25 protein-coding genes, 5 tRNA genes and 1 pseudogene are annotated in these 23,230 nt (G+C 70.6%); 7 read left to right on the top strand and 24 right to left on the bottom strand.

Annotation, left to right across the window (positions count from 1 at the left end; genetic code table 11):
* The 5 genes and pseudogenes from GKQ77_RS00400 to GKQ77_RS00380 all read right to left on the bottom strand — a co-directional run.
* Positions 1–751, bottom strand: a pseudogene (locus GKQ77_RS00400) (cell division initiation protein); the annotation flags it as partial.
* Between the two features lie 111 nt (positions 752–862).
* Positions 863–1,342 (bottom strand): pantetheine-phosphate adenylyltransferase, encoded by a 480-nt coding sequence (coaD, locus tag GKQ77_RS00395; RefSeq protein ID WP_219686556.1) that lies wholly within the window; start codon positions 1,340–1,342, stop codon positions 863–865.
* A 26-nt stretch (positions 1,343–1,368) separates the two neighbouring features.
* Positions 1,369–1,962, bottom strand: a complete 594-nt coding sequence (gene rsmD, locus GKQ77_RS00390; RefSeq protein ID WP_219686550.1) for a 16S rRNA (guanine(966)-N(2))-methyltransferase RsmD — start codon at positions 1,960–1,962, stop codon at positions 1,369–1,371.
* 53 nt (positions 1,963–2,015) lie between these two features.
* Complete coding sequence (gene recG / locus GKQ77_RS00385; protein ID WP_219686549.1) at positions 2,016–4,223, bottom strand: ATP-dependent DNA helicase RecG; 2,208 nt, start codon at positions 4,221–4,223, stop codon at positions 2,016–2,018.
* 60 nt (positions 4,224–4,283) lie between these two features.
* Positions 4,284–5,954 (bottom strand): DAK2 domain-containing protein, encoded by a 1,671-nt coding sequence (locus GKQ77_RS00380; RefSeq protein ID WP_219686548.1) that lies wholly within the window; start codon positions 5,952–5,954, stop codon positions 4,284–4,286.
* A 220-nt stretch (positions 5,955–6,174) separates the two neighbouring features.
* Here GKQ77_RS00380 and rpmB point away from each other — a divergent pair, with 220 nt between their 5' ends.
* On the top strand, positions 6,175–6,360 hold the full coding sequence (gene rpmB, locus GKQ77_RS00375) for a 50S ribosomal protein L28 (RefSeq protein WP_125515332.1): 186 nt from the start codon (positions 6,175–6,177) through the stop codon (positions 6,358–6,360).
* Between the two features lie 84 nt (positions 6,361–6,444).
* Here the strand turns inward: rpmB and thiD are convergent, their stop codons facing one another.
* Together thiD and GKQ77_RS00365 are read right to left on the bottom strand one after the other, a co-directional pair.
* On the bottom strand, positions 6,445–7,239 hold the full coding sequence (thiD, locus tag GKQ77_RS00370) for a bifunctional hydroxymethylpyrimidine kinase/phosphomethylpyrimidine kinase (RefSeq protein ID WP_219686547.1): 795 nt from the start codon (positions 7,237–7,239) through the stop codon (positions 6,445–6,447).
* Positions 7,236–8,204 carry a thiamine-phosphate kinase gene (locus GKQ77_RS00365; protein ID WP_219686546.1) on the bottom strand — a complete coding sequence of 323 codons (969 nt, stop codon included), beginning with the start codon at positions 8,202–8,204 and terminating at the stop codon, positions 7,236–7,238. Before GKQ77_RS00365 ends, thiD begins: the two co-directional genes overlap by 4 nt.
* Before the next feature lie 209 nt (positions 8,205–8,413).
* Here GKQ77_RS00365 and GKQ77_RS00360 point away from each other — a divergent pair, with 209 nt between their 5' ends.
* Together GKQ77_RS00360 and GKQ77_RS00355 are read left to right on the top strand one after the other, a co-directional pair.
* Complete coding sequence (locus tag GKQ77_RS00360) at positions 8,414–8,647, top strand: Lrp/AsnC family transcriptional regulator (protein WP_030787487.1); 234 nt, start codon at positions 8,414–8,416, stop codon at positions 8,645–8,647.
* Between the two features lie 20 nt (positions 8,648–8,667).
* The gene (locus GKQ77_RS00355; RefSeq protein ID WP_219686545.1) at positions 8,668–9,165 is read left to right on the top strand and encodes a DUF3515 domain-containing protein; all 498 of its coding nucleotides are present in this window, start codon (positions 8,668–8,670) and stop codon (positions 9,163–9,165) included.
* Positions 9,166–9,213: 48 nt separating this feature from the next.
* Here the strand turns inward: GKQ77_RS00355 and GKQ77_RS00350 are convergent, their stop codons facing one another.
* The 3 genes from GKQ77_RS00350 to GKQ77_RS00340 are packed head-to-tail and all read right to left on the bottom strand — an operon-like array spanning position 9,214 to position 12,270.
* A complete protein-coding gene (locus tag GKQ77_RS00350; RefSeq protein ID WP_219686544.1) occupies positions 9,214–10,395 on the bottom strand; it encodes a D-alanine--D-alanine ligase family protein in 1,182 nt (393 codons plus the stop codon).
* A gap of 34 nt (positions 10,396–10,429) precedes the next feature.
* Entirely contained in the window at positions 10,430–11,467 is a 1,038-nt protein-coding gene (locus GKQ77_RS00345; RefSeq protein ID WP_308117493.1) for an NAD(P)H-dependent glycerol-3-phosphate dehydrogenase, read from the bottom strand.
* Positions 11,464–12,270 carry a lysophospholipid acyltransferase family protein gene (locus GKQ77_RS00340; protein WP_219686543.1) on the bottom strand — a complete coding sequence of 269 codons (807 nt, stop codon included), beginning with the start codon at positions 12,268–12,270 and terminating at the stop codon, positions 11,464–11,466. The genes GKQ77_RS00345 and GKQ77_RS00340 overlap by 4 nt, the downstream gene beginning before the upstream one ends.
* Before the next feature lie 142 nt (positions 12,271–12,412).
* Between GKQ77_RS00340 and cofC the strand changes: the two genes are divergently transcribed.
* Both cofC and GKQ77_RS33095 read left to right on the top strand, forming a co-directional pair.
* Positions 12,413–13,048 carry a 2-phospho-L-lactate guanylyltransferase gene (cofC, locus tag GKQ77_RS00335; protein WP_308117492.1) on the top strand — a complete coding sequence of 212 codons (636 nt, stop codon included), beginning with the start codon at positions 12,413–12,415 and terminating at the stop codon, positions 13,046–13,048.
* A 13-nt stretch (positions 13,049–13,061) separates the two neighbouring features.
* Entirely contained in the window at positions 13,062–13,265 is a 204-nt protein-coding gene (locus tag GKQ77_RS33095) for a hypothetical protein (protein ID WP_258020635.1), read from the top strand.
* Positions 13,266–13,353: 88 nt separating this feature from the next.
* Here GKQ77_RS33095 and GKQ77_RS00330 read toward each other — a convergent pair whose 3' ends face one another.
* From GKQ77_RS00330 to leuC, 4 genes are all read right to left on the bottom strand, one after another.
* Complete coding sequence (locus tag GKQ77_RS00330) at positions 13,354–14,037, bottom strand: HU family DNA-binding protein (RefSeq protein ID WP_125515324.1); 684 nt, start codon at positions 14,035–14,037, stop codon at positions 13,354–13,356.
* 162 nt (positions 14,038–14,199) lie between these two features.
* Positions 14,200–14,436: an SCO5555 family protein gene (locus tag GKQ77_RS00325; protein ID WP_030787464.1), complete on the bottom strand. Its 237-nt coding sequence runs from the start codon at positions 14,434–14,436 to the stop codon at positions 14,200–14,202.
* Positions 14,437–14,683: 247 nt separating this feature from the next.
* On the bottom strand, positions 14,684–15,277 hold the full coding sequence (leuD, locus tag GKQ77_RS00320; protein WP_219686542.1) for a 3-isopropylmalate dehydratase small subunit: 594 nt from the start codon (positions 15,275–15,277) through the stop codon (positions 14,684–14,686).
* A 5-nt stretch (positions 15,278–15,282) separates the two neighbouring features.
* Positions 15,283–16,707, bottom strand: coding sequence for a 3-isopropylmalate dehydratase large subunit (leuC, locus tag GKQ77_RS00315; RefSeq protein ID WP_219686541.1), 1,425 nt, complete (start codon positions 16,705–16,707; stop codon positions 15,283–15,285).
* Positions 16,708–16,888: 181 nt separating this feature from the next.
* On the opposite strand from leuC, the gene ndgR reads away from it, so the two are divergent.
* Entirely contained in the window at positions 16,889–17,605 is a 717-nt protein-coding gene (gene ndgR / locus GKQ77_RS00310; RefSeq protein WP_030787455.1) for an IclR family transcriptional regulator NdgR, read from the top strand.
* A 71-nt stretch (positions 17,606–17,676) separates the two neighbouring features.
* On the opposite strand, the gene GKQ77_RS00305 is transcribed toward ndgR, so the two are convergent.
* The gene (locus GKQ77_RS00305; RefSeq protein ID WP_219686540.1) at positions 17,677–18,162 is read right to left on the bottom strand and encodes a DUF4188 domain-containing protein; all 486 of its coding nucleotides are present in this window, start codon (positions 18,160–18,162) and stop codon (positions 17,677–17,679) included.
* Positions 18,163–18,281: 119 nt separating this feature from the next.
* Here GKQ77_RS00305 and GKQ77_RS00300 point away from each other — a divergent pair, with 119 nt between their 5' ends.
* A complete protein-coding gene (locus tag GKQ77_RS00300; protein WP_219686539.1) occupies positions 18,282–18,968 on the top strand; it encodes a MerR family transcriptional regulator in 687 nt (228 codons plus the stop codon).
* Between the two features lie 61 nt (positions 18,969–19,029).
* On the opposite strand, the gene GKQ77_RS00295 is transcribed toward GKQ77_RS00300, so the two are convergent.
* From GKQ77_RS00295 to GKQ77_RS00255, 9 genes are all read right to left on the bottom strand, one after another.
* Positions 19,030–19,102, bottom strand: a tRNA-Glu gene (locus GKQ77_RS00295).
* A 24-nt stretch (positions 19,103–19,126) separates the two neighbouring features.
* Positions 19,127–19,198, bottom strand: a tRNA-Gln gene (locus tag GKQ77_RS00290).
* Positions 19,199–19,222: 24 nt separating this feature from the next.
* A tRNA-Glu gene (locus tag GKQ77_RS00285) sits at positions 19,223–19,295 on the bottom strand.
* Positions 19,296–19,358: 63 nt separating this feature from the next.
* A tRNA-Glu gene (locus tag GKQ77_RS00280) sits at positions 19,359–19,431 on the bottom strand.
* Positions 19,432–19,472: 41 nt separating this feature from the next.
* A tRNA-Gln gene (locus GKQ77_RS00275) sits at positions 19,473–19,544 on the bottom strand.
* Positions 19,545–19,632: 88 nt separating this feature from the next.
* The gene (locus GKQ77_RS00270) at positions 19,633–20,361 is read right to left on the bottom strand and encodes an HAD family hydrolase (RefSeq protein WP_219686554.1); all 729 of its coding nucleotides are present in this window, start codon (positions 20,359–20,361) and stop codon (positions 19,633–19,635) included.
* A 96-nt stretch (positions 20,362–20,457) separates the two neighbouring features.
* Positions 20,458–21,933, bottom strand: coding sequence for a glutamate--tRNA ligase (gene gltX, locus GKQ77_RS00265; RefSeq protein WP_219686538.1), 1,476 nt, complete (start codon positions 21,931–21,933; stop codon positions 20,458–20,460).
* Positions 21,926–22,723, bottom strand: coding sequence for a fumarylacetoacetate hydrolase family protein (locus GKQ77_RS00260; protein ID WP_219686537.1), 798 nt, complete (start codon positions 22,721–22,723; stop codon positions 21,926–21,928). Before GKQ77_RS00260 ends, gltX begins: the two co-directional genes overlap by 8 nt.
* A 239-nt stretch (positions 22,724–22,962) precedes the next feature.
* Positions 22,963–23,163 carry a hypothetical protein gene (locus GKQ77_RS00255; RefSeq protein WP_030787436.1) on the bottom strand — a complete coding sequence of 67 codons (201 nt, stop codon included), beginning with the start codon at positions 23,161–23,163 and terminating at the stop codon, positions 22,963–22,965.
* Between the last annotated feature and the right edge of the window lie 67 nt (positions 23,164–23,230).

Raw genomic sequence — 23,230 nt, 5'->3', positions numbered from 1 at the left:
GGGCCTGGCGGGCCTGCTGGGGCGCCGGGGCGGCGGCCGGGCCCGCGAGGTCCGCGAGGAACTCCGCGTCGGTGGTGTGGCCCTGGGTGGTGGCGCCCTCGCCCAGGGTGCCCAGCTCGTCGGCCGGGGCGCGGCCGTGCAGGGTCTGGCGGCCGCGGCCGACCGCCTCCAGGGTCTTGGCGAGGACCGCCTCGAAGGCGCCCAGCTTGGCGTCCACGTACGCGTCGGCGTTGCGGCGCAGGGTCTCGGGGTCGTGGCTGCGCTCGGGGGCGTCCTCGTCGTCGTAGCCGTTCTCGTCGAGGCCCGGGCCGGTGCCGAGCAGCTTCTCGCGGCCGCGGCCGACCGAGCCGAGGGTCTTGGTGAGGACGACCTCGAAGTTGGCGAGCTTGCTGTCCACGTAGTCGTCGGCCTCGACGCGGACCTCCTCGGCGGCCTGGCGGGCCTCGGCGAGGATGCGCTCGGCCTCGCCCTGGGAGCGCCGGGCGACCTCCGTGTCGGAGATCAGGGAGCCGCGCTCGGCGTGCGCGGACTCGATGATCCGCTCGGCCTCCTGGCGGGCCTGCTCGACCAGCTGCTCGCGGCCGCCGATCAGCTCCTGGGCCTGGGCGAGGGAGCCGGGCAGGGCCTGGCGCACCTCTTCGAGCATCGAGAGCAGATCGGCGCGGTTGACCACGCACGAGGCCGACATGGGCATGGACCGGGCGCTGCCGACCGCCCGGACGATCTCGTCGATCTTCTTCTGCACGTCCACCGTGTGCTCGCCACTCTCTACAGCTGGTTGGGAGACGGACGGGACGACTGTAAGGCCGACGGGCGCCCGCCCGACACCGGATGACGGGCTGTCAGCGGATCGGCTGAAAGGTCACTTCTGGCCCAGGCGTTCGACCAAAACCTCGTGGACCACCGGCGGCAGCAGGTGGGCGACGTCGCCGCCCCAGGCGGCGACCTCCTTGACCAGCGAGGAGGAGAGGAAGCTGTAGGTGGGGTTGGTCGGCACGAACAGCGTCTCGACGCCCGAGAGGCCGTTGTTCATCTGGGCCATCTGGAGTTCGTAGTCGAAATCGCTGACCGCGCGCAGGCCCTTGACGATGGCCGGGATGTCGCGCTGCTTGCAGAAGTCGACGAGGAGGCCGTGGAAGGACTCGACCTCGACATTGCCGAAGTCGGCCGTGACCTGGCGGATCAGGTCGATCCGCTCCTCGATCTCGAACAGGCCCTTCTTCGACTGATTGATCATCACCGCGACGTGCACCACGTCGTACAGCTTGGAGGCGCGGGCGATGATGTCGAGGTGTCCATTGGTGATGGGGTCGAAAGACCCCGGACATACGGCGCGGCGCAACGTGAGTCCCTCGCTCTCCGGTCCGGTCATGGCGCGATCACTGAGTCGTCGCACGTAGAGGCGGCGCGACCGTACCAAAACGTCCCTTCGCCGTAGCGACGGGACCTGAGGGGCTCGAACCCCTCCGGCCAGCCGAATTCTCCGCCTCTTGTACTGCGTTCAACGGTGACGAGCGCGTCGGGTGTGAGCCACCCTTCCGAGCGGAGTGTGAGCAGTATCTCCCGAAGATCGACATCGGTGACCGCGTAGGGCGGATCGAGGAAGACCAGGTCATACGGGGTGGCGGGCGCCCCCTGCTGGACGATCTGGGCGGCTTTGCCCGCTCTCACCTCGGCGCCCGGCAGGCCGACCGCCTTCACGTTCTCCCTGATGGTGCGGGCCGCTCTGGCGTCGGCCTCGACGAGCAGGGTGTGCGCGGCGCCCCGGGAGAGGGCTTCCAGGCCCACGGCTCCGGAGCCCGCGTAGAGATCGAGCACGCGTGCCCCGTCGAGCGTGCCCTGGAGGGCCTGCCAGGTGGAGAAGAGGCCCTCGCGCGCGCGGTCGGACGTGGGGCGGGTGCCGTTCCCTGGCGGGACAGCGAGGCGCCGTCCGCCGGCCGCACCGGCGATCACGCGGGTCATCTGAGTCCTTCTGGCTGGGCGGTGGTCCCTCCACGATATGGCGTGCGCGGGCGTCACCCCTTGTCGAGGTACTGCTCGCGTTCGGCGTCGAGGAGGGCGTCCAGGGCGGTGCGCAGCTCCGGCAGGTGCTCCAGGGCGGGGTCCTCGGCGACGACCGTGACCGCTTCCTCGCGGGCGGCGGCGATGACCTCCTCGTCGTCGATGACCGCGAGCATGCGCAGGGAGGAGCGCACGCCGGACTGGGCCTGGCCGAGCACATCGCCCTCGCGGCGCTGCTCCAGGTCGATGCGGGACAGCTCGAAGCCGTCCAGGGTGGAGGCGACGGCGCCGAGGCGGGCGCGGGCGGGGCTGGCCTCGGGCATGTCGGTGACCAGCAGGCACAGGCCGGGGGCCGAGCCCCGGCCGACGCGGCCGCGCAGCTGGTGGAGCTGGGAGACGCCGAAGCGGTCGGCGTCCATGATCACCATGGCGGTGGCGTTCGGGACGTTCACCCCGACCTCGATGACCGTCGTCGCGACCAGGACCTGTGTCTCGCCAGCGGTGAAGCGGCGCATCACGGCGTCCTTGTCGTCGGGCTGCATGCGGCCGTGCAGGACCTCGACCCGCAGCCCCTGGAGAGGGCCGCTCGCGAGCTGCTCGGCGACCTCGATCACGGCGAGCGGGGGCCGCTTCTCGGCGGTGGCCTCCTCCTCCGCCTTCTTCTTGGCCTTCTTGGGGTCCTCCTCCTCGTCACCGATGCGGGGGCAGACCACGTACGCCTGGTGGCCCTTCCCCACCTCTTCGCGCACGCGCTCCCACGCGCGGGCGAGGAAGTGGGGCTTGTCCTGGGCGGGGACGACATGGCTGGCGATCGGTGAGCGCCCGGCGGGGAGCTGGTCGAGGACGGAGGTCTCCAGGTCGCCGAAGACCGTCATGGCGACCGTGCGGGGAATGGGCGTGGCCGTCATGACCAGCAGGTGCGGGGGCTGCTTGCCCTTGCCGCGCAGGGCGTCGCGCTGCTCCACGCCGAAGCGGTGCTGCTCGTCCACGACGACCAGGCCGAGGTCGTGGAACTGCACCTTGTCCTCGATCAGCGCGTGGGTGCCGATGACGATGCCGGCCTCGCCGGTGACGAGGTCGAGCAGGGCCTGGCGGCGGGCGGCGGTGCCCATGGAGCCGGTGAGCAGCGTGACCTTGGTGGCCTGCTCGGCGCCGCCCAGCATCCCGCCCTCGGCGAGCTCGCCCATCATCTCGACGATGGAGCGGTGGTGCTGCTGGGCGAGGACTTCGGTGGGCGCGAGCATCGCGGCCTGCCCGCCCGCGTCCACGACGGCGAGCATGGCGCGCAGGGCCACCATCGTCTTGCCCGAACCGACCTCCCCCTGGAGGAGGCGGTGCATCGGGTGTTCGGTGGCGAGGTCGTCGAAGATCTCCTTGGAGACCTTTTCCTGGCCTTCGGTGAGCGTGAAGGGCAGCTTGGCGTCGAAGGCGTCGAGGAGGCCGCCCGGCTTGGGCCTGCGGGCCACGGCGGGCAGTTGCGCGTCCGCGTACCGCCGCCTGGCCAGGGCGACCTGGAGGACGAACGCCTCGTCCCACTTCAGGCGGTCGCGGGCGGCGGCGATGTCCGCCTTGGAGTGCGGCCGGTGGATCTTCAGGAGCGCTTCGGGGAGCGGGACGAGGGCGCGGCCCTCTCTGAGGGCGGGCGGCAGCGGGTCGAGGGCTTCCTGGGCGCTGGGCAGGACCGTCTCGACCGACTTGGCGATCTTCCAGGACTCCAGCTGCTTGCAGGCGGGGTAGATCGGGATGAGCGCGCCCGCCCAGCTGTCCACCGCGTCCGGATCGCCGCCGCGCAGCAGTTCGTACGCGGGATGGGCGAGCTGGAGGCGGTGGTTGAAGACGGAGACCTTGCCCGCGAACATCGCGCGGGTGCCGGGCAGCAGCTCGGTGTGCGGCTTGTGGACGCCGCGGCCGAAGAAGACCAGGCGCAGCTCGCCGCTGCCGTCGGTGATGGTGACCTCGAGGCGCTGGCCCTGGCCCCGGGGCGCCTTGGGCGATCTGAACGTGTGCAGGCGCGCGGTCGCGACCTGGGCGACCACCGTGACGTGCTCGTCCAGGGGGAGGTCGGCGAGGCGGGTCAGCTCGCCCCGCTCGGCATACCGCCGGGGGTAGTGGTGCAGGAGGTCGCCGACCGTGTGCAGGTCGAGGTGCTCGGCCATCACCTTCGCGGTGGCGGGGCCGACCACTTTCTTCAGGGGTTCTTCGAGCGCGGGCACGAGATCCATTGCACACCACGCCACTGACATTCGGCCGCAGGTCCCCCGTACCCGCCGCTCGGCCAGGGGTTACTCCACGCCGATCAGCATCAGCGCGGACTGGCGGCCGCCGCGGTAGACGACCGTGTCGACGGCCAGATACGTCTCGCGCACATGCTTCTCCAGCTGCCCCGCGACGGTGTCCGGCACCGATTCGCCGAGGACGAGCGTGACCATCTCGCCGCCCGCCGACAGCATGCGGTCGAGGACCGAGGTGGCGGTGGGGGCCACCTCCGTACCGATCACCGCGACATCGCCGTCGATCAGGCCGAGGACGTCACCGGCCTGGCAGATGCCCGCCATGGTCCACGACTGCCGCTCGGCGACGGCCAGTTCGCCGTAGCGGGTCGCGCCGGCCGCCGAGGTCATGGCGACGACGTCCTCGTCGAAGCGGCGGTCCGGTGCGTGCACGGCGAGGGCGGCGATGCCCTGGACCGCGGAGCGGGTGGGGATCAGGGCGACGCGCACGCCCTCCGTCCTGGCCTGTTCCGCCGCGGCGGCCGCGGTGTGGCGCAGCTCGGCGTCGTTGGGCAGCAGCACCACTTCGCGGGCGTGCGCCCGCCTGATGGCGTCGACCAGCTCGCCGCTCGCGGGCGGCTCTCCCACGCGCGCGGGCACGGTGGTCGCTCCCGCCTCGGTGTAGAGCCCGGCGAGGCCTTCTCCCGGTACGACGGCGACGATGGCCCGCTGCGCGCGTTCCCGGGGCTGCTGCGCGGTGGTGTGCGCGTCGCCCGCCCCGAAGTGGGTGATGCGGATGCGGTGCGGCCTGCCCGCCTCGACGCCCGCCTCGACGGCGGCTCCCGCGTCGTCGACGTGGACGTGGACGTTCCAGAGCCCGTCGCCGCCGACCACGACGAGCGAGTCGCCGAGCCGGTCGAGCCGGGCCCGCAGCCAAGCGACCGCGCTGTCGTCGGCCTCCAGGAGGTAGATCACCTCGAACGCGGGTCCGCCGCCCTCCGCCGGGAGGTCATCGCACTCGGCGTCCTCCACGCGCGCGTGGCTGTGGTCGGCCGGCTTGCGCGACACCGTCTCTCCCGACAGGGCCCCCACGAGCGCCCCGAGCACCGCGACGAGGCCGCGGCCGCCCGCGTCCACCACTCCCGCGCGCCCGAGGACGGCGAGCTGGCCGGGAGTCGCGTCCAGGGCCGTACAGGCCCCGTCGTACGCGGCCCTGGCCACCCTCCCGCAGTCGGCGCCCCCGGCCTCCCCGGCCGCCTTCGCCGCCGCTGTGGCCACCGTGAGGACGGTGCCCTCGACGGGGTGCGCGACCGCCTCGTACGCGGACTCCGCCGCCCGCCGCAGCGCCCGCTCCAGGGTCCGCCCGTCGGCGTGATCTGCCTCACCGGCACTCTCGCGCTCGGGGCCGCCGAGGACCTGCGCCATCCCCCGCAGCAGCTGCGAGAGGATCGTGCCCGAGTTCCCGCGGGCCCCGATGAGCGCCCCGTGGGCCATCGCGTGCACGGTCTCGGCCAGCGAGGGAAGCGCCGGATCGTGGCCCGTGAAGGCCGCGTCGACCGCCTGGGACGCCGACTCCACCGTCAGATAGAGGTTCGTGCCCGTGTCCCCGTCCGCGACCGGGTAGACATTGATGGAGTCGATCTCCTCGCGGGCCCTGCCGAGGGCGTCCAGAGCCAGTCGGCACCAGGCGCGCACCGCGACCGCGTCGAGGTTCTGCGGCACCTGTTTCGCCTCCTTGACCATCCGGAATGGACGCAGCGTAGACCGAGGGTGAACACGGGGCCCGGGGCGGGGGCCGGGCGAGCCGTGGTAGTTTCGTTCTACCGAAGCAGTCGTTGTATGCTGCTCCGGTTGCCCGATACTCATCGGGACATTCCTCCTGGCAACGCCACTTTCGATCATTGCACTGATCTCGGCATGCCGGGATTAACCGTAAGTGCATCTGAAGTCTTTGGAGTGACCCGTGGCTGCCAACTGCGACGTCTGCGGCAAGGGGCCGGGCTTCGGCAACGCCATCTCGCACTCGCACCGCCGTACGCCCCGTCGCTGGAACCCGAACATCCAGCGTGTGCGTGCCGTGGTGAGCGGGACGCCGAAGCGCCTCAACGCCTGCACCTCGTGCATCAAGGCCGGCAAGGTCTCGCGCTGACGCCAGCGCGGCCACCTAGCTGGTTGCTGAAGAAGCCGGCTCCCCTCGGGGAGCCGGCTTCTTCGTGTGCCCACGATCGGGTGCCTACGCTCCCCTGAACCGCCAGCCGTGATCGACCGGGCCGATCCCGTCGCCGAGTGCGAAACCGGCGGCGATCGCCTCGGTGACGTACTCCTTGGCGGCCGCCACGGCCTCCGGCACGCTCTGCCCCTTCGCCAGCTGCGCCGCGATCGCGCTGGCGAGGGTGCAGCCGGTGCCGTGCGTGTGGCGGTTGTCGTGGCGCGGGGCGCGCAGCACGTGCTCCTCGGAGCCGTCGGTGAGCAGGTCCACGGCGTCGCCGCGCAGGTGGCCGCCCTTGATGAGCACCCACTGCGGGCCGTAGGCGAGGACGGCGGCGGCCGCGCGGCGGAGGTCGTCCTCGGAGGTGACCTCGACGCCGGTGAGCTGGGCGACCTCGTCGAGGTTGGGCGTCGCGACCGTCGCCACCGGCAGCAGCTTCGTACGTACGGAGTCCAGGGCGGAGGCCGCGAGCAGCGAGTCGCCGTGCTTGGAGACGCCGACCGGGTCGACGACGGCGGGCGCGTCGGTGCCCGCCAGCAAGTCGGCGACGGTCTCGACCAGTTCGGCCGAGGCGAGCATGCCGGTCTTCACGGCCTGTACGCCGATGTCGTCGACGACGCTGCGGTACTGCGCCCGCACGGCCTCGGCCGGAAGCTCCCAGAAGCCCTGCACGCCCAGGGAGTTCTGGGCGGTGACGGCCGTGACGACGCTCATGCCGTGCGTGCCGAGCGCGAGCATCGTCTTCAGGTCGGCCTGGATGCCCGCGCCGCCGCCGGAGTCGGATCCGGCGACGGTGAGCACGCGCGGGGGCGCGGTCACTCGGCGTCCCCGTTGTCCCCGAAGTGGTCCCAGCCCTTGCTGGTCCAGGGCGCGCCGTCCACGGTCACCTGGGGCAGCGCGGAGGGGTTGAGGACCTCGCCGATGACCTTCCAGCGGGCGGGCAGCTTCACGTCGGGCGGGAACGTCGCGACGATCGCGTGGTCCTCGCCGCCGTTGAGCACCCACTGGAGCGGGTCGACGCCGACGGCCTGGCCGATGTCGTTCATCTGCGTGGGCACGTCGACGTCTCCGGAGCGGATGTCGATGCGCACCTTGCTCGCCTCGGCGATGTGCCCGAGGTCGGCGATGAGGCCGTCGCTGACGTCCGTCATGGAGGTCGCGCCGAGCCCGGCGGCCGCGGGGCCCGCGTGGTAGGGCGGCTCGGGCCTGCGGTGGGCCTCCACGAAGGCGCGCGGCGAGCGGAAGCCGCGGGAGAGCACCGCGTGCCCGGCGGCGGACCAGCCCAGCCAGCCGGTGACGGCGACCACGTCGCCGGGCTGTGCGCCCGCGCGCGTGACCGGCTCGTGGTTGCGCAAGTCGCCGAGGGCGGTGATCGCGACGGTGATGGTGTCACCGCGGACGACATCGCCGCCCACGACGGCCGCCCCCGCGACCTGGCACTCGTCCCTGAGGCCGTCCATCAGCTCGGTGGGCCAGCTCGCGGGCAGCTCGGCGGGTACGACGAGGCCGAGCAGGAGCGCGGTCGGCACGGCGCCCATCGCGGCGATGTCGGCGAGGTTCTGCGCGGCGGCCTTGCGGCCCACGTCGTAGGCGGTGGACCAGTCGCGGCGGAAGTGCCGCCCCTCCAGGAGGATGTCGGTGCTCGCCACGACCCTGCGGTCCGGAGCGGACACGACCGCGGCGTCGTCGCCAGGGCCGAGCCGTACGGCCGGAGTGGAGGTGAGCCGGGAGGTGAGCTCTCTGATGAGCCCGAACTCCCCCAACTCGCCCACGGTTCCCTTCACCGAGTCTCACCATGCCCTTTCACGCTGCCCGGCCCCCGGTCGCGAGCCGTCACTGTCGTCGGTACGGTCGACATGACCGTCAACTTCTGTTCTCCGTCCACCACGATGTGTGCGCCACAGCCCGCCCGGGTCTCCCCGTGACGAGCGGCGACGCGGTACCGTGGCGTCCCTTCTCCCCACATGATCCTCGTGGCCGCCCTGGAGGTTCCGTGGTACAGGCGTACATCCTGATCCAGACCGAGGTCGGCAAGGCGTCGACCGTCGCCGAGCTGATCGGCAAGATCCCGGGAGTGATCCAGGCCGAGGACGTGACCGGTCCCTACGATGTCATCGTGCGCGCGCAGGCGGACACGGTGGACGCGCTCGGCCGCATGGTGGTCGCCAAGGTCCAGCAAGTGGACGGCATCACCCGAACCCTGACCTGCCCGGTCGTGCACTTGTAGCCCCCGTCTACCCTGGCCCGGTGAACACCCCCCGTCACCGGCGCCGCCGCCTCGCAGGAACGTCCGCCCTCGCTCTGTTGATCACGACAGCGGCCTGCTCAGCTACGGACGACGAGGCGTCGGTGGTGGTTCCGTCCCCGGACGCGAAGGCCGCGAAGCTCTGCCGGGATCTGCACGCGCGACTCCCGAAGAAGATCGACGGGCTGGAGCGCACCGACCCCGGGCCGAAGTCCGAGCTGACCGCCGGGTGGGGAGACCCGGCGATCATACTGCGCTGCGGTGTGGAGCGGCCCCCCGAGATGATCGACCCCGCGTACGCCCCGAAGAACGGTGTGAAGGTGAACGGCGTGGCCTGGCTGCTGCAGAAGCGCGACGACGGTTCGTACACGTTCACCACCGGGGCGCGGCTCGCCTATGTCGAGGTGACGCTGCCTCAGGAGCGGACGGGGGACGGTCTCGGTCCGCTCACGGACTTCGCCGCCCCCATCAAGGAGACGATCCCGAAGGGCGTCGCCTGACCTCGCGGGGGCGGGCCGGTCCCGTCCGAAAGCGGTCTGTGGAGCGTGTCAGCGCAGCCCGGTGGAGCGGTTCAGCGCCGCCTGGATGAGGCGGTCCACCAGCTCCTCGTAGCCGACGCCGCTCTTCTCCCACATCTGCGGGTACATGGAGATGGGCGTGAAGCCCGGCATCGTGTTGATCTCGTTGATCACGAACCGGCCGTCTTCGGTAAGGAAGAAGTCCGCCCGCACCAGGCCCTCGCAGGACGCCGCCTCGAACGCCTCGACCGCGAGCCGCTGGATCTCCGCGGTCTGCTCGGGCGTCAGCGGCGCCGGCACGATGCCGGGCGTCGAGTCGATGTACTTCGCGTCGAAGTCGTAGTAGTCGTGCGCCTGCACCGGCGGGATCTCGGCCGGGACGCTCGCGCGCGGGCCGTCCTCGAACTCCAGGACGCCGCACTCGATCTCCCGGCCGCGCAGCAGCGCCTCGACGAGGATCTTCGGGTCGTGGCGCTGGGCTTCGGCGATCGCCTCGTCGAGGCCTTCGAAGGAGTCGACCTTCGTGATGCCGATCGAGGAGCCCGCGCGCGCGGGCTTGATGAACAGCGGCCAGCCGTGCTCGCCCGCGAACTCCGCGATGCGCTGCCGGGCGCCGGCCTCGTCCTGGCTCCACTCGCGCGGGCGGATCACCAGGTAGGGGCCGACGTTCAGCCCGAAGGACGTGAAGATCCGCTTCATGTAGTCCTTGTCCTGGCCGACGGCCGAGGAGAGGACGCCGGAGCCCACGTAGGGCACTCCGGAGAGTTCGAGCAGGCCCTGGAGGGTGCCGTCCTCCCCGTAGGGACCGTGCAGCATCGGGAAGACGACGTCGACCTCGCCGAGCGCCTTGGGCACCGAGCCGGGCTCGCTGTAGACGACCTCGCGGTTGCCGGGGTCGAGCGGCAGCACCACGCCGCCCTCCACGGAGTCGGCGATGTCGGCGACGTTCGGCATCTTCCGGTCGGTGATGGCCATCCGCTCGGGCTCGTCCGCCGTCAGGGCCCAACGGCCGTCGGTGGTGATGCCGATGGGCAGGACGTCGTACTTGGTGCGGTCGAGGGCGCTCAGGATGGCGCCGGCCGTCACCACGGAGATGCCGTGCTCCGAGCTGCGGCCGCCGAAGACGACGGCCACGCGCGGCTTGCGGAGCGGCTGCTCAGAGCTCGGCACGGGGCGCGGCTCAGGGCTCTGGGGGAGGTTCTCGCTGCTCATATCGCGTTGAGCGTACCCGTTGCCCGAAAAACAGTCAGCGACGCTCGGGCTTGGCGCTGCGCGACATCAGCTCCTTGAGGGCCACGACCGGGGGCGTGCCGTCGTGGACGATGCCGACGACCGTCTCCGTGATGGGCATGTCGACGCCGTGCCTGCGGGCCAGATCCAGCACGGACTCACAGGACTTGACGCCCTCGGCGGTCTGCTTGGTGACCGCGATGGTCTCCTCCAGGGTCATGCCCTTGCCGAGGTTGGTGCCGAAGGTGTGGTTGCGCGAGAGCGGCGAGGAGCAGGTGGCCACCAGGTCGCCGAGGCCCGCGAGCCCGGAGAACGTCAGCGGGTCGGCGCCCATGGCGAGCCCGAGCCGGGTGGTCTCCGCGAGGCCGCGCGTGATGAGCGAGCCCTTGGCGTTGTCGCCGAGGCCCATGCCGTCCGCGATGCCGACGGCGAGCCCGATGACGTTCTTGACGGCACCGCCCAGCTCGCAGCCGACGACGTCGGTGTTGGTGTACGGGCGGAAGTACGGCGTGTGGCAGGCCTTCTGGAGGCGCTGGGCGACCGCCTCGTCCTCGCAGGCGACGACGGAGGCGGCGGGCTGCCGCGCGGCGATCTCGCGGGCGAGGTTGGGCCCGGTGACGACGGCGACGCGGTGCGCCGGGACCTTCGTGACGTCCACGATGACCTCGCTCATGCGCATCGCGGAGCCCAGCTCGACGCCCTTCATGAGGGAGACGAGGACGGTCTCGGGGGCCAGCAGCGGCGCCCACTCGGCGAGGTTGGCGCGCAGGGTCTGCGAGGGCACGGCGAGGACGGTGAAGTCGGCGCCGGCGGCGGCCTCGGCGGGGTCGGTGGTCGCCCGGAGGTTCCCGGGGAGTTCGACGCCGGGGAGGTAGTCCGGGTTGGTCCGCGTGGAGTTGACCGCGTCGGCGAGTCCGGCGCGCCGGCCCCACAGGGTGACGTCGCACCCCGCGTCGGCGAGCACCATGCCGAAGGCCGTACCCCAGGAGCCCGTTCCGAAGACGGCGGCCTTCAGCGGGCCTGCCGGGTTCACGGGGTTCACGGGGTTCGTCACTTGCTGTCCTCCGAGGTGCTCTCTGTGGTGTTCTCTGTGGTGCTCTGTGCCGTGCTCCGCGACGCCCTGCGGGCCGCGGCCTTGCGGCGCTGCTCCAGACGTGCCGTGCGCGGGTCGTACGGCTTGTCGGGGGCCTTCTCGCCCCGGATCTCCTCGAGGAGTTCGGTGATGGCGGCCATGATGGCCTCGGTCGCCTCGCGGAGCACCTCGGGCGTCGGCTCCTTGTCGTAGAAGCGCGACAGGTCGACGGGGGCCCCGGCCTTCACCTGGAGGGTCTTGCGCGGGAAGAGGGAGGGCTTCTTGCTGTACGGCGGCAGGGCGAGGTTGGCGCCCCACTGGGCCACCGGGATCACCGGGCACCTGGTCTCCAGGGCGACCCGCGCGGCACCGGACTTGGCCGTCATCGGCCACATGTCGGGGTCCCTGGTGAGCGTGCCCTCGGGGTAGAACGCGACGCACTCGCCGCGCTCGATGGCGGCGACCGCGGCGCGGAAGGCGTCGAGCGCGTTCGTCGTCTCGCGGTAGACCGGGATCTGCCCCGTGCCCTTCATGACCTGGCCGACAAAGCCGCGCCTGAAAAGGCCGTCCTTTGCCAGGAAACGCGGCACCCGACCGGTGTTGTACTGGAAGTGTGCGTACGACAACGGGTCGATATGCGAGTTGTGATTCACCGCCGTGATGAATCCTTCGTGGGCCGGAATGTGTTCCATTCCACGCCAGTCCCGCTTGAACAGAACCACCAGCGGCGGTTTTGCGATGACCGCCGCAAGGCGGTACCAGAAGCCGATTCTGCGGCGGGACACGCAAACACCTTCCTCCATGAACCTGGTCGGCCGCACAAGTGTCGCCCCAGGCTGCCGGTCTGTCGAGAACACCGTACGCCCGCCCAGGTATCAAGGCCCCCCAGCAGGTCACAATGGGCGCGACGACAAGGACGGAGCGCCCGTGCAGTGGACCCTGGTCATACCCCTGAAGCCGCTGGCGCGCGCCAAGAGCAGGCTCGCCGCCGCCGCGGGCGACGGCCTGCGTCCGGGCCTCGCCCTGGCGTTCGCGCAGGACACCGTGGCCGCGGCGGTGGCCTGCCCGGCGGTACGGGATGTGGCAGTCGTCACGGATGACGCCCTGGCGGGTCGTGAGCTGGCCGCGCTGGGCGCCCGTATCGTTCCCGACGAGCCGGGAGAAGGCCTGAACGCCGCCCTGCGCCATGGCGCGGCGGTCATACGCGCCGAGCGGTCCGGCGCGTCCGTCGCCGCCCTGAACGCCGATCTGCCCGCCCTGCGCCCCCTGGAATTGGGCCATGTCCTTGATCACGCCGCCCATTTCCCCCGGGCGTTTTTGCCGGATGCCGCCGGAATCGGCACGACACTGCTGACCGCGGCGGCCGGTATGGAATTGCGACCGGCATTCGGTACGGCTTCCCGCGCCCATCACACGGCGTCGGGGGCCGTGGAACTCTCGCTCGACGGCATCGATTCCGTACGCCAGGACGTGGACACCGGAGAAGACCTGCGGGCCGCCCTCGCACTCGGCGTGGGACCGCGCACCGCGAAGGCCGCCGCCCGGCTTCTCATCGCCGACTGAGTACGCTGCCCCCATGCAGGCGACCGCGTACACGTACGACTCCGAGACCCGCAGCGGCAGCGTGCTGCTCGACGACGGCACCCCGGTGCCCTTCGACGCCCCCGCGTTCGACGCGGGCGGGCTGCGGCTGCTGCGGCCGGGCCAGCGGGTGCGGATCGAGGTCGACGGCGAGGGCGAGGCCCGCCGCATCACCCTGGTGACGCTCCAGACGTTCTGAGGCACCGGCGCCCGTTGCCCTGAGGAACGCACGACGCGGGCCGGGCTCCCCCGTGGGAGTCCGGCCCGGCGCGTGAGTGCCCTGTGCCCTACTTCTTGCGGGCGGTGGCCTTCTTGGCGGTCGTCTTGCGCGTGGTGGCCTTCTTGGCCGGCGCGGTCTTCTTCGCCGTGGCCTTCTTGGCGGGCGCCGTCTTCTTGGCCGTGGCCTTCTTCGCCGCCGGCGTGGCCTTCTTGGCCGTGGTCTTCTTGGCGGTCGCCTTCTTCGCGGTCGCCGTCGAGGTGGCCTTCTTGGCGGTGGTCTTCTTCGCCGTGGCCTTCTTCGCCGTCGCCGTGGTCTTCTTCGCGGCGGTCTTCTTGGCGGTGGCGGTGGTCTTCTTGGCGGCCGCCTTCTTGGTGGTGGCCTTCTTGGCCGCCGCCTTCTTGACCGTCGCCGAAGCGCCGCCGGTCAGGCTGCCCTTGGGCGCCTTCTTGACCGCGACATCGTTCTTCGGGAGCTTCTTCGAGCCGCTCACCAGGTCCTTGAAGCCCTGACCGGCGCGGAAGCGCGGAACCGAGGTCTTCTTGACCCGCACGCGCTCCCCGGTCTGCGGGTTGCGGGCGTAGCGGGCCGGGCGGTCGACCTTCTCGAACGAGCCGAAGCCGGTGACCGAAACGCGGTCACCGCTGACCACGGCACGGACGATGGCGTCGAGTACCGCGTCGACCGCGTCGGCGGCCTGCTGGCGGCCGCCCACCTTGTCGGCAATCGCTTCTACGAGCTGCGCCTTGTTCACGTCTTCCCCTTCGGAGACATTGCCGGGAGCGAAATACTCCGGCTTTTTCGCACGTTAGGCAGATATATACCGCAAATCAAACACGAAACGGGCTAATCACCCTTGTGCCGCAACGAACTGGACCATCTCGGAGTTCCTCGAAGGCCCGTTGAGGCTTGAGGCTCAGGTGTCTTCGGGGAATCGGCCCTCGTCAGCTTCGTCGAGGGAGGCCATCAAACGCTCCAGACGCCTTGCCGCATCGGCGAGATCGTGTTTGGCCGCGGCCGTAATGACCAGCAGCTTCCGGGTCAGCGCCATCCGTACGCCCTCCGGGACTTGCAGTGCGCGCACTCGTGAGTGCGCTTCCTTCAGTTGGGCCGCGACGAGGCCGTAGAGCTCGAGTTGGCTGTCGCGTCCCATGCACCGATTGTGCCATCTGGGGCGAGTTGTCGCCTCCGCAGGGGGTAACTACCGCCATCCGGCGCCCTCATGAGGGTACCCGGTCACGCCGAGTACAAGGGGATTTCCGGCCTCTTCTTCCGTCCGAATCAAGGGAGTTGAGACCACCCGTTCAGGTCATCGGGCCCATTTGGGGAGCAGACACAGATGTACCCCCAACCGTCCACGATTGGGGGTACATCAGGGCGCCGCGGGGTGTTGCGAGGAGTCAGACCTGCACGGTCCGCGGCTTGTACGAGGGGCGCTTGGCCTCGTACGCGGCGATGTCCGGCTCGTTCCGCAGGGTGATGCTGATGTCGTCCAGGCCGTTCAGGAGCCGCCAGCGGGCGTTCTCGTCGAGTTCGAAGTCGGCGGTGATGCCCTGCGCGCGGACCTGGCGGTCCCGGAGGTCCACGGTGATCTCGGCCTGCGGGTCGCTCTCGGTCAGCTCCCACAGCGCGTCCACGACCTTCTGGTCGAGTACGACGGTGAGCAGGCCGTTCTTCAGCGAGTTGCCGCGGAAGATGTCGGCGAAGCGGGAGGAGACGACGGTCTTGAAGCCGAAGTTCTGCAGCGCCCACACGGCGTGCTCGCGCGAGGAGCCGGTGCCGAAGTCGGGTCCGGCGACCAGGACGGTGGCGCCCTGGCGCTCGGGCTTGTTGAGCACGAACTCGGGGTCCTTGCGCCAGGCCTCGAAGAGCCCGTCCTCGAAGCCGTCCCTGGTGACCTTCTTCAGCCAGTGGGCGGGGATGATCTGGTCGGTGTCCACGTTGCTGCGGCGCAGCGGGACGGCCCGGCCGGTGTGCGTGGTGAATGCTTCCATGGTTCTCAGACTCCGGCGGTCACGGGGGCGTCGGACAGGTCGGCGGGTGAGGCCAGATGGCCGGTGACGGCGGTGGCGGCGGCGACCTGCGGGGAGACCAGGTGGGTGCGACCGCCCTTGCCCTGCCTGCCCTCGAAGTTGCGGTTGGAGGTGGACGCGGAGCGCTCGCCGGGAGCCAGTTGGTCGGGGTTCATGCCCAGGCACATCGAGCAGCCCGCGTGCCGCCATTCGGCGCCGGCGGCGGTGAAGACCTTGTCCAGGCCCTCCGCGACGGCCTGCAGGGAGACCCGGACCGAGCCCGGGACGACCAGCATCCGTACGCCGTCGGCGACTTTGCGGCCCTCGACGATGGAGGCGGCCGCGCGCAGGTCCTCGATGCGGCCGTTGGTGCACGAACCTACGAAGACCGTGTCGACCTTGATGTCCCGCAGCGGCTGCCCGGCGGTCAACCCCATGTATTCCAGGGCCTTTTCGGCGGCGTGGCGCTCCGAAGCGTCTTCGTACGAAGCCGGGTCGGGGACGTGCGCCGAAAGCGGCGCGCCCTGGCCCGGGTTGGTGCCCCAGGTGACGAACGGGGCCAGCTTGGTGGCATCGATGTAGACCTCGGCGTCGAAGACCGCGTCGTCGTCCGTCTTCAGGGTCTTCCAGTACTCCACCGCGGCGTCCCAGTCCGCGCCCAGCGGGGCGTGGGCGCGGCCCTCGATGTAGTCGAAGGTGGTCTTGTCCGGGGCGATCATGCCCGCGCGGGCACCCGCCTCGATGGACATGTTGCAGATGGTCATGCGGGCCTCCATCGAGAGCTTCTCGATGGCCGGGCCGCGGTACTCCAGGACGTAGCCCTGGCCGCCGCCGGTGCCGATCTTCGCGATGATGGCGAGGATCAGGTCCTTGGCCGTGACGTCGTCGGGCAGTTCGCCGTCGACGGTGATGGCCATGGTCTTGGGGCGGGCCATCGGCAGCGTCTGGGTGGCGAGCACGTGCTCGACCTGAGAAGTACCGATTCCGAAGGCGAGCGCGCCGAACGCGCCGTGCGTGGAGGTGTGGGAGTCGCCGCAGACGACGGTGGTGCCCGGCTGCGTCAGTCCCAGCTGCGGTCCCACCACGTGGACGACGCCCTGCTCGACGTCGCCCAGCGGGTGCAGGCGCACGCCGAAGTCGGCGCAGTTCTTGCGCAGCGTCTCCAGCTGGGCCCGGGAGACCGGGTCGGCGATGGGCTTGTCGATGTCGAGGGTCGGGGTGTTGTGATCCTCGGTGGCGATGGTGAGGTCGAGCCGCCGCACCTGGCGGCCGGCCTGGCGGAGGCCGTCGAAGGCCTGGGGGCTGGTCACCTCGTGCAGCAGGTGCAGATCGATGAAGAGGAGGTCGGGCTCGCCCTCGGCGCGCCGGACGACGTGGTCGTCCCAGACCTTCTCCGCGAGTGTCCTACCCATCGCTTTCCCTCCGACCGGCCGCTTCGCCGGCCCAACTAGAGAATCTGTTCGCCGACGCGCGTACCCCTCGTGCCGCACGTGGACCGCGAAATCCGTTGGTCTGCGGTTCGCTCGTACAGAGTGGCGTGTTCCACGGAAAATTGAACTTGCGTTTCACAGAGTGAGACGCGAGTATCGACGCATGGACAACTCTAGCGGCGTCGGCGTTCTCGACAAGGCGGCTCTTGTCTTGAGCGCCCTGGAGTCCGGTCCGGCCACCCTCGCGGGGTTGGTCGCGGCCACCGGGCTCGCACGACCCACGGCCCACCGACTGGCCGTGGCACTGGAACACCACCGGATGGTGGCGCGGGACATGCAGGGCCGCTTCATCCTCGGCCCGCGCCTCGCCGAGCTGGCCGCCGCGGCGGGCGAGGACCGCCTGCTCGCCACGGCGGGCCCGGTCCTCACACATCTGCGCGACGTGACGGGCGAGAGCGCGCAGCTCTACCGCCGCCAGGGCGACATGCGCATCTGCGTGGCCGCGGCGGAGCGCCTCTCCGGGCTGCGGGACACGGTCCCGGTGGGTTCGACGCTCACCATGAAGGCGGGCTCGTCGGCCCAGATCCTGATGGCCTGGGAGGAGCCGGAGCGCCTGCACCGCGGCCTCCAGGGCGCCCGCTTCACCGCGACGGCCCTTTCGGGCGTACGCCGCAGGGGCTGGGCCCAGTCGATCGGCGAGCGCGAGCCGGGCGTCGCGTCCGTCTCCGCGCCCGTGCGGGGCCCCTCGAACCGCGTGGTCGCCGCCGTCTCGGTCTCCGGACCGATCGAGCGCCTGACCCGCCACCCGGGCCGCATGCACGCACAGGCGGTCATCGACGCGGCCGGACGCCTCTCCGAGGCCCTGCGCCGCTCCAGCTGACGCCACGCACACCGGAGGGGCCGCCTCAACGCCGCGGCGGCCCCTCCGTGCGCGCACTCCCCCGCCGGCCCTCAGGCCACCTTGAGGCGGTCGGCCGCCCGCTCCCCGCGACGGCCCACCGGCACGACGCCGGTGGCCTTCCCCAGGCCGAACTCCGGCATGTTGACGTAGACCGCCTCATGGGCGCCGGCCGGCACGACGTACGCCTCGTGCCAGAAGCCGACCTTTCCCCTGCCTTCCCGGATGCGCCGGTTGAAGGCCGCCCACGCGGGCCGGTGCTCCTTGTCCGGCGCCGCCGAGTAGGCGAGCAGCTTCTCCCGGGACTCCCAGTACTGGACGACGTACATCAGGCGTGCTCCGCCGAGCAGCAGCCGGTATCCCAGCATCCCGCTCTCCGGGTCCTGCGACAGCTCCTTGAGCATGCGCGGCATGGCCCGCATGACGGGCAGCCAGCTGCGCGGGGCGAGGAAGTTGTTGATGCGCATCCCGATGTGGAAGACGATCACCTCGCCCGTCCCCTCGGCGGTCATGCGCCCTTCGATCGGCTTCTCGCTCATGACGATTCCCCCTTCGTGGAGCCCCGGGCCGGGCATTGGATAGTTCCGCTATCCATGATTGGATAGTGCCACTCTCCAAGGAGGGACGCAAGAGTGCACGCAAAAAGGAGCGCGAACCGATGAGACTGGCGGAGCTGAGCCGGCGCAGCGGGGTCCCCACGGCCACGATCAAGTACTACTTGCGTGAGGGCCTGCTGCCGCCGGGCCGCCGCGTGACGGCCACCCAGGCCGAGTACGACGACGCGCACCTGAAGCGGCTGCGGCTGGTGCGGGCGCTGATCCAGGTGGGCCGGGTGCCGATCGCCTCGGCGCGCGAGGTCCTGACCGCCCTTGAGGACGAGTCCCTGGACCACAACTCCCGCCTGGGCACGGCGGTATGGGCCCTGCCGCACGGCCCGGAGCCCACCGGCGAGGAGGCGGCCGACGAGACCCGGGCGGCGGCGCGCCGCACGGTGGACGCGCTACTGGCGCGCCTGGGCTGGGAGTTCGCCGAGGAGTACGGGGACGAGTCGCCGGCCCATCGGATGCTGGTGACAGCGGTCGGCACCCTGGCGCGGCTCGGATATCCGTGTGCCGTCGAGGACTTGGCGCCCTACGCCCGCGCCGGGCGGCAACTTGCCGTCACCGACCTGGACTTGATCGAGCGGTACGACTCGCCCGAGGCGCAGCTGGAGGCGGCGGTGGCGCTCACGGTGCTGTACGAGCCGGTACTGCTCGCTCTGCGCCGGATGGCACAGACGGAGGAGTCCAACCGCCGTTACGGGCAAGGGAGTCCGCAGGCGTGCGGCGGAGTTCCGGACGCATGAGACGCGGTTCCGGAGCATGACGAAGGGGCCCTCCCACCGGGAAGGCCCCTTGCCGTTTCTGTACCCCCGACCGGATTCGAACCGGCGCTACCGCCTTGAGAGGGCGGCGTGCTAGGCCGCTACACAACGGGGGCTGGCACATGTGCTGCTGTACTGCGCTGGGCTACCAGGACTCGAACCTAGAACAAAGGAACCAGAAACCTTCGTGTTGCCAATTACACCATAGCCCACTAGTGGTCTAGACCAGACCACAGTACCCCCGACCGGATTCGAACCGGCGCTACCGCCTTGAGAGGGCGGCGTGCTAGGCCGCTACACAACGGGGGCCCTAGCGATCCTGCATCAGGGGACAGTGGGTGCGACCCGCTCTGTTCCCGTGGGAAGGATCTGTACCCCCGACCGGATTCGAACCGGCGCTACTGCCTTGAGAGGGCAGCGTGCTAGGCCGCTACACAACGGGGGCTTCGTGGATGAGATCCACATTTTGCAGATGAGCTCTGCGAGCTGGCCTACCAGGACTCGAACCTAGACTAACGGAACCAGAAACCGTCGTGCTGCCAATTACACCATAGGCCATCAAACCGCAACCCCCTACGGGGATTTTGTTCTGATGTGCGCTTCCCTGCCGGACCTTTCGGCCCTCTCGGGCGGCGCAGAAAGAACATTACCCGAAGGTGGACGGCGCTCCAAAACGGGTATCCGCCCGCAGCAGCGCGGGCAGCTCGCCGAGGTGCGTGATGCGGTGTACTCCCGAGGGGCCATCCCCCGCGGTGCCGTGGCGGTCGAGCCAGATCCCGAGGAGTCCGGCGTCCCGGGCGCCCCTGGCGTCGATCTCCGGCTGGTCCCCGACGTAGGCGACCTCGGCGGGCGTGAGCCCCAGCGCCGTGCAGGCCGCGTGGAAGGCCTCCGCGGCGGGCTTGGAGAAGCCGAGGTCGGCGGCGCACAGGACGGCCTCGAAGCGGTCGCGTACGCCGAGGCGGCGCAGCTTTCGCTCCTGGACGAACAGGGCGGAGTTCGAGAGGACCGCGTGGCGGTAGCCGTCGGCGAGGGCGTCCAGGGCGGGGACGGTGTCCGGGAAGAGGGACCAGGCCGATTCGTAGTGACCGACGTAACGGTCGAACCACGCGTCGGCGTCGGTGTCGCTCAGGCCGGGGGCGTCGAGGAAGTCGCGTACGCGGTCGCGGCGCTGCGACTCGAAGGTGATGCCTCCCGCGCCGAAGCGGGCCCAGTGCCGCTCGGTGAGCAGCCGCCAGCGCGCCAGGGCGCGCTCGGCGGACTCGTACCGCTCCAGGAGGCCTTCGGCGGTGAGGTGCGCGTGCATGCCGGTCGCGTCGGCGGTCGCGTAGTCGAAGATCGTGTCGTCGATGTCCCAGACCACGGCTTTGATGGGCACGGCGTTGACGGGCATGGCACCGACGGTATGCGAAGGGCCCGGGAGCCGTCTCGGCTTCCGGGCCCTTCGATGGCGTATCCGCCACGCCTTCGCTGATCAGGCGGTCAGCTTCGCCAGGGCCGCGTCGATGCGGGCCAGGGCCTTCTCCTTGCCCAGGATCTCCAGGGACTCGAAGAGCGGCAGGCCGATCGTGCGGCCGGTGACGGCGACACGGACCGGGGCCTGCGCCTTGCCGAGCTTGAGGCCGTGCTCCTCGCCGGCGGCCAGGACGGCCTCCTTGAGGGACTCCGGAGAGGTCCAGTCCGCCGCCTCCAGCTTGGCGCGGGCCGTGCGCAGGAGGGCGTCGGAGCCTTCCTTCATCGCCTTCGTCCAGGAGGGCTCGTCGAAGACCGGTTCCGGGAGGAAGAGGAAGTCGACGTTGTCGGTGATCTCGGAGAGGACCTTCAGGCGGGTCTGCGCGTGCGGCGCGATGGCCTGCCAGGCGGCCTCGTCGAACTCCTCGGGGGCCCAGTTGGCGTGCGGGGCCCGCAGCCAGGGCTCGCAGGCCTCGGCGAAGGTCTTCACGTCGAGCATGCGGATGTGGTCGGCGTTGATCGCCTCGGCCTTCTTGAGGTCGAAGCGGGCCGGGTTCGGGTTGACGTCCGCGACGTCGAACCTCGCCACCATGTCGGACATCGAGAAGACGTCCTGGTCCGCGGAGAACGACCAGCCCAGGAGGGAGAGGTAGTTCAGCAGGCCCTCGGGGAGGAAGCCGCGCTCGCGGTAGATGTTGAGGGACGCCTGCGGGTCGCGCTTGGAGAGCTTCTTGTTGCCCTCGCCCATGACGTACGGCAGGTGGCCGAACTCGGGGATGCGCTCCGCGATGCCCAGCTCGATCAGCGCCTTGTAGAGGGCGATCTGGCGGGGGGTGGAGGAGAGCAGGTCCTCGCCGCGCAGGACGTGGGTGATCTCCATCAGGGCGTCGTCGACCGGGTTGACCAGCGTGTACAGCGGGGCGCCGTTGGCGCGCACGATGCCGTAGTCGGTGACGTTCTCCGGCTGGACGGTGATCTCGCCGCGGACCAGGTCGGTGAAGGTGGTGGCCTCGTCCGGCATCTTGAAGCGGACGATGTGGCTGCGGCCCTCGGCCTCGTACGCCTGCTTCTGCTCGTCGGTGAGGGCGCGGCACAGGCCGTCGTAGCCGGACGGCTTGCCGGCGGCGCGGGCGGCCTCGCGGCGGGCGTCCAGCTCCTCGGTGGTGCAGTAGCAGGGGTAGGCGTAGCCACCGTCGAGGAGCTTGGCCGCCACGTCCTTGTAGATGTCCATGCGCTGCGACTGGCGGTACGGCGCGTGCGGGCCGCCGACCTCGGGGCCCTCGTCCCAGTCGAAGCCCAGCCAGCGCATCGAGTCGAGCAGCTGCCGGTACGACTCCTCGGAGTCGCGCGCCGCGTCGGTGTCCTCGATGCGGAAGACCATGGTGCCGCCGTTGTGCCGGGCGTAGGCCCAGTTGAACAGGGCGGTGCGGACCAGACCCACGTGGGGGTTGCCGGTCGGCGAGGGACAGAAACGTACGCGGACGTTCGCGTTAGCCACGCTTGATCACCTTGTTGGTGAGAGTGCCGATGCCTTCGATGGTGACGGCGACCTCGTCGCCGACGTTGAGGGGCCCGACGCCTGCCGGGGTGCCCGTGAGGATGACGTCGCCGGGGAGCAGCGTCATGGCCTCGGAGATGTTGACGATCAGATCCTCGATGGAGTGGGTCATCTCGCTGGTGCGGCCGAGCTGGCGCTGCTGGCCGTTGACCGTGCACTGGATGGTGAGGTCGTTGGCGGCCGCGAGGTCGATCTCCGTCTCCACCCAGGGGCCGAGCGGGCAGGAGCTGTCGAAGCCCTTGGCGCGGGCCCACTGCTTCTCGCGGCGCTGCACGTCGCGTGCGGTGACGTCGTTCGCGCAGGTGTAGCCGAAGATCACGTCCTTGACCCGCTCGCGCGGGACCTCGCGGCACATGCGGCCGATGACCACGGCCAGCTCGGCCTCGTGGTGCAGCTCCTCGGAGAAGGAGGGGTACGTGATGGCGTCGCCGCTGCCGACCAGGGAGGTGGACGGCTTGAGGAAGGCGAAGGGGACGTCCGGCGTCTCGTTGCCCAGCTCCGCCGCGTGCTCCCGGTAGTTGCGGCCGAAGGCCACGATCTTGTTCGGGAGCACCGGCGGCAGCAGGCGGACCTTGCTCAGCGGGACCTTGGTGCCGGACAGTTCGAAGTCGGCGTACGGGATGCCCTTGATGATGTCGAGGACGAGTTCGCCCTCTCTGCCGGGGGCGCTCTCCCCCTCGACCGCGCCGTAGCCGACATTGCCGTCGATGGAGAACCTGGCGATGCGCACGCTCTAGCCTCTTGAGGTGGGTGGGGTCTGACACCCCAGGCTAACGTGATGGCCTGCGGCCGGCTTGCGCACCGGGCTCGCGTGGGCGGTGCCTTCGCCTCTGTCGATCGCCGCTTCGCGGCTCGTCCTCAAACGCCGGACGGGCTGGAATCCCGTGCGGGCGGCCGGTAGTCACGTGCGGGCGGCCGGTAATCCCGTGCGGGCGGCCGGTTAATCCCGTGCGGGCGGGTGAATAGCCCTCAAGCGCCGGACGGGACGAATGTCTCCGGCGCGGTCATCAGGATCGTGCGCTTCGGGTTGGCGGTCTGGGTCGGGAGGTCGACGGCGTGCTCCGGCAGGTCGGCCGCGCGCTGGACGTCGGCGGCGTCCTCGAGATGCGCGAGGGTGGTGCGGCGCGGGTTGGCTATGTTGCGGAACATCGTCGGCTTCACAGTCTTCATCTGCTGTTCGGACCCTGTCGGTTGAGGCGTCGTCTGACGGACGCGGCTTGTCGGATTCGCCATCCCT

Origin of the sequence: Streptomyces anatolicus (genome assembly GCF_019400875.1) — a bacterium.
GTDB classification, from domain to species: Bacteria; Actinomycetota; Actinomycetes; order Streptomycetales; family Streptomycetaceae; genus Streptomyces; species Streptomyces anatolicus.
The sequence above is the reverse complement of the archived record's forward strand: the minus strand, read 5'-3'. Positions and strand labels throughout refer to the sequence as shown.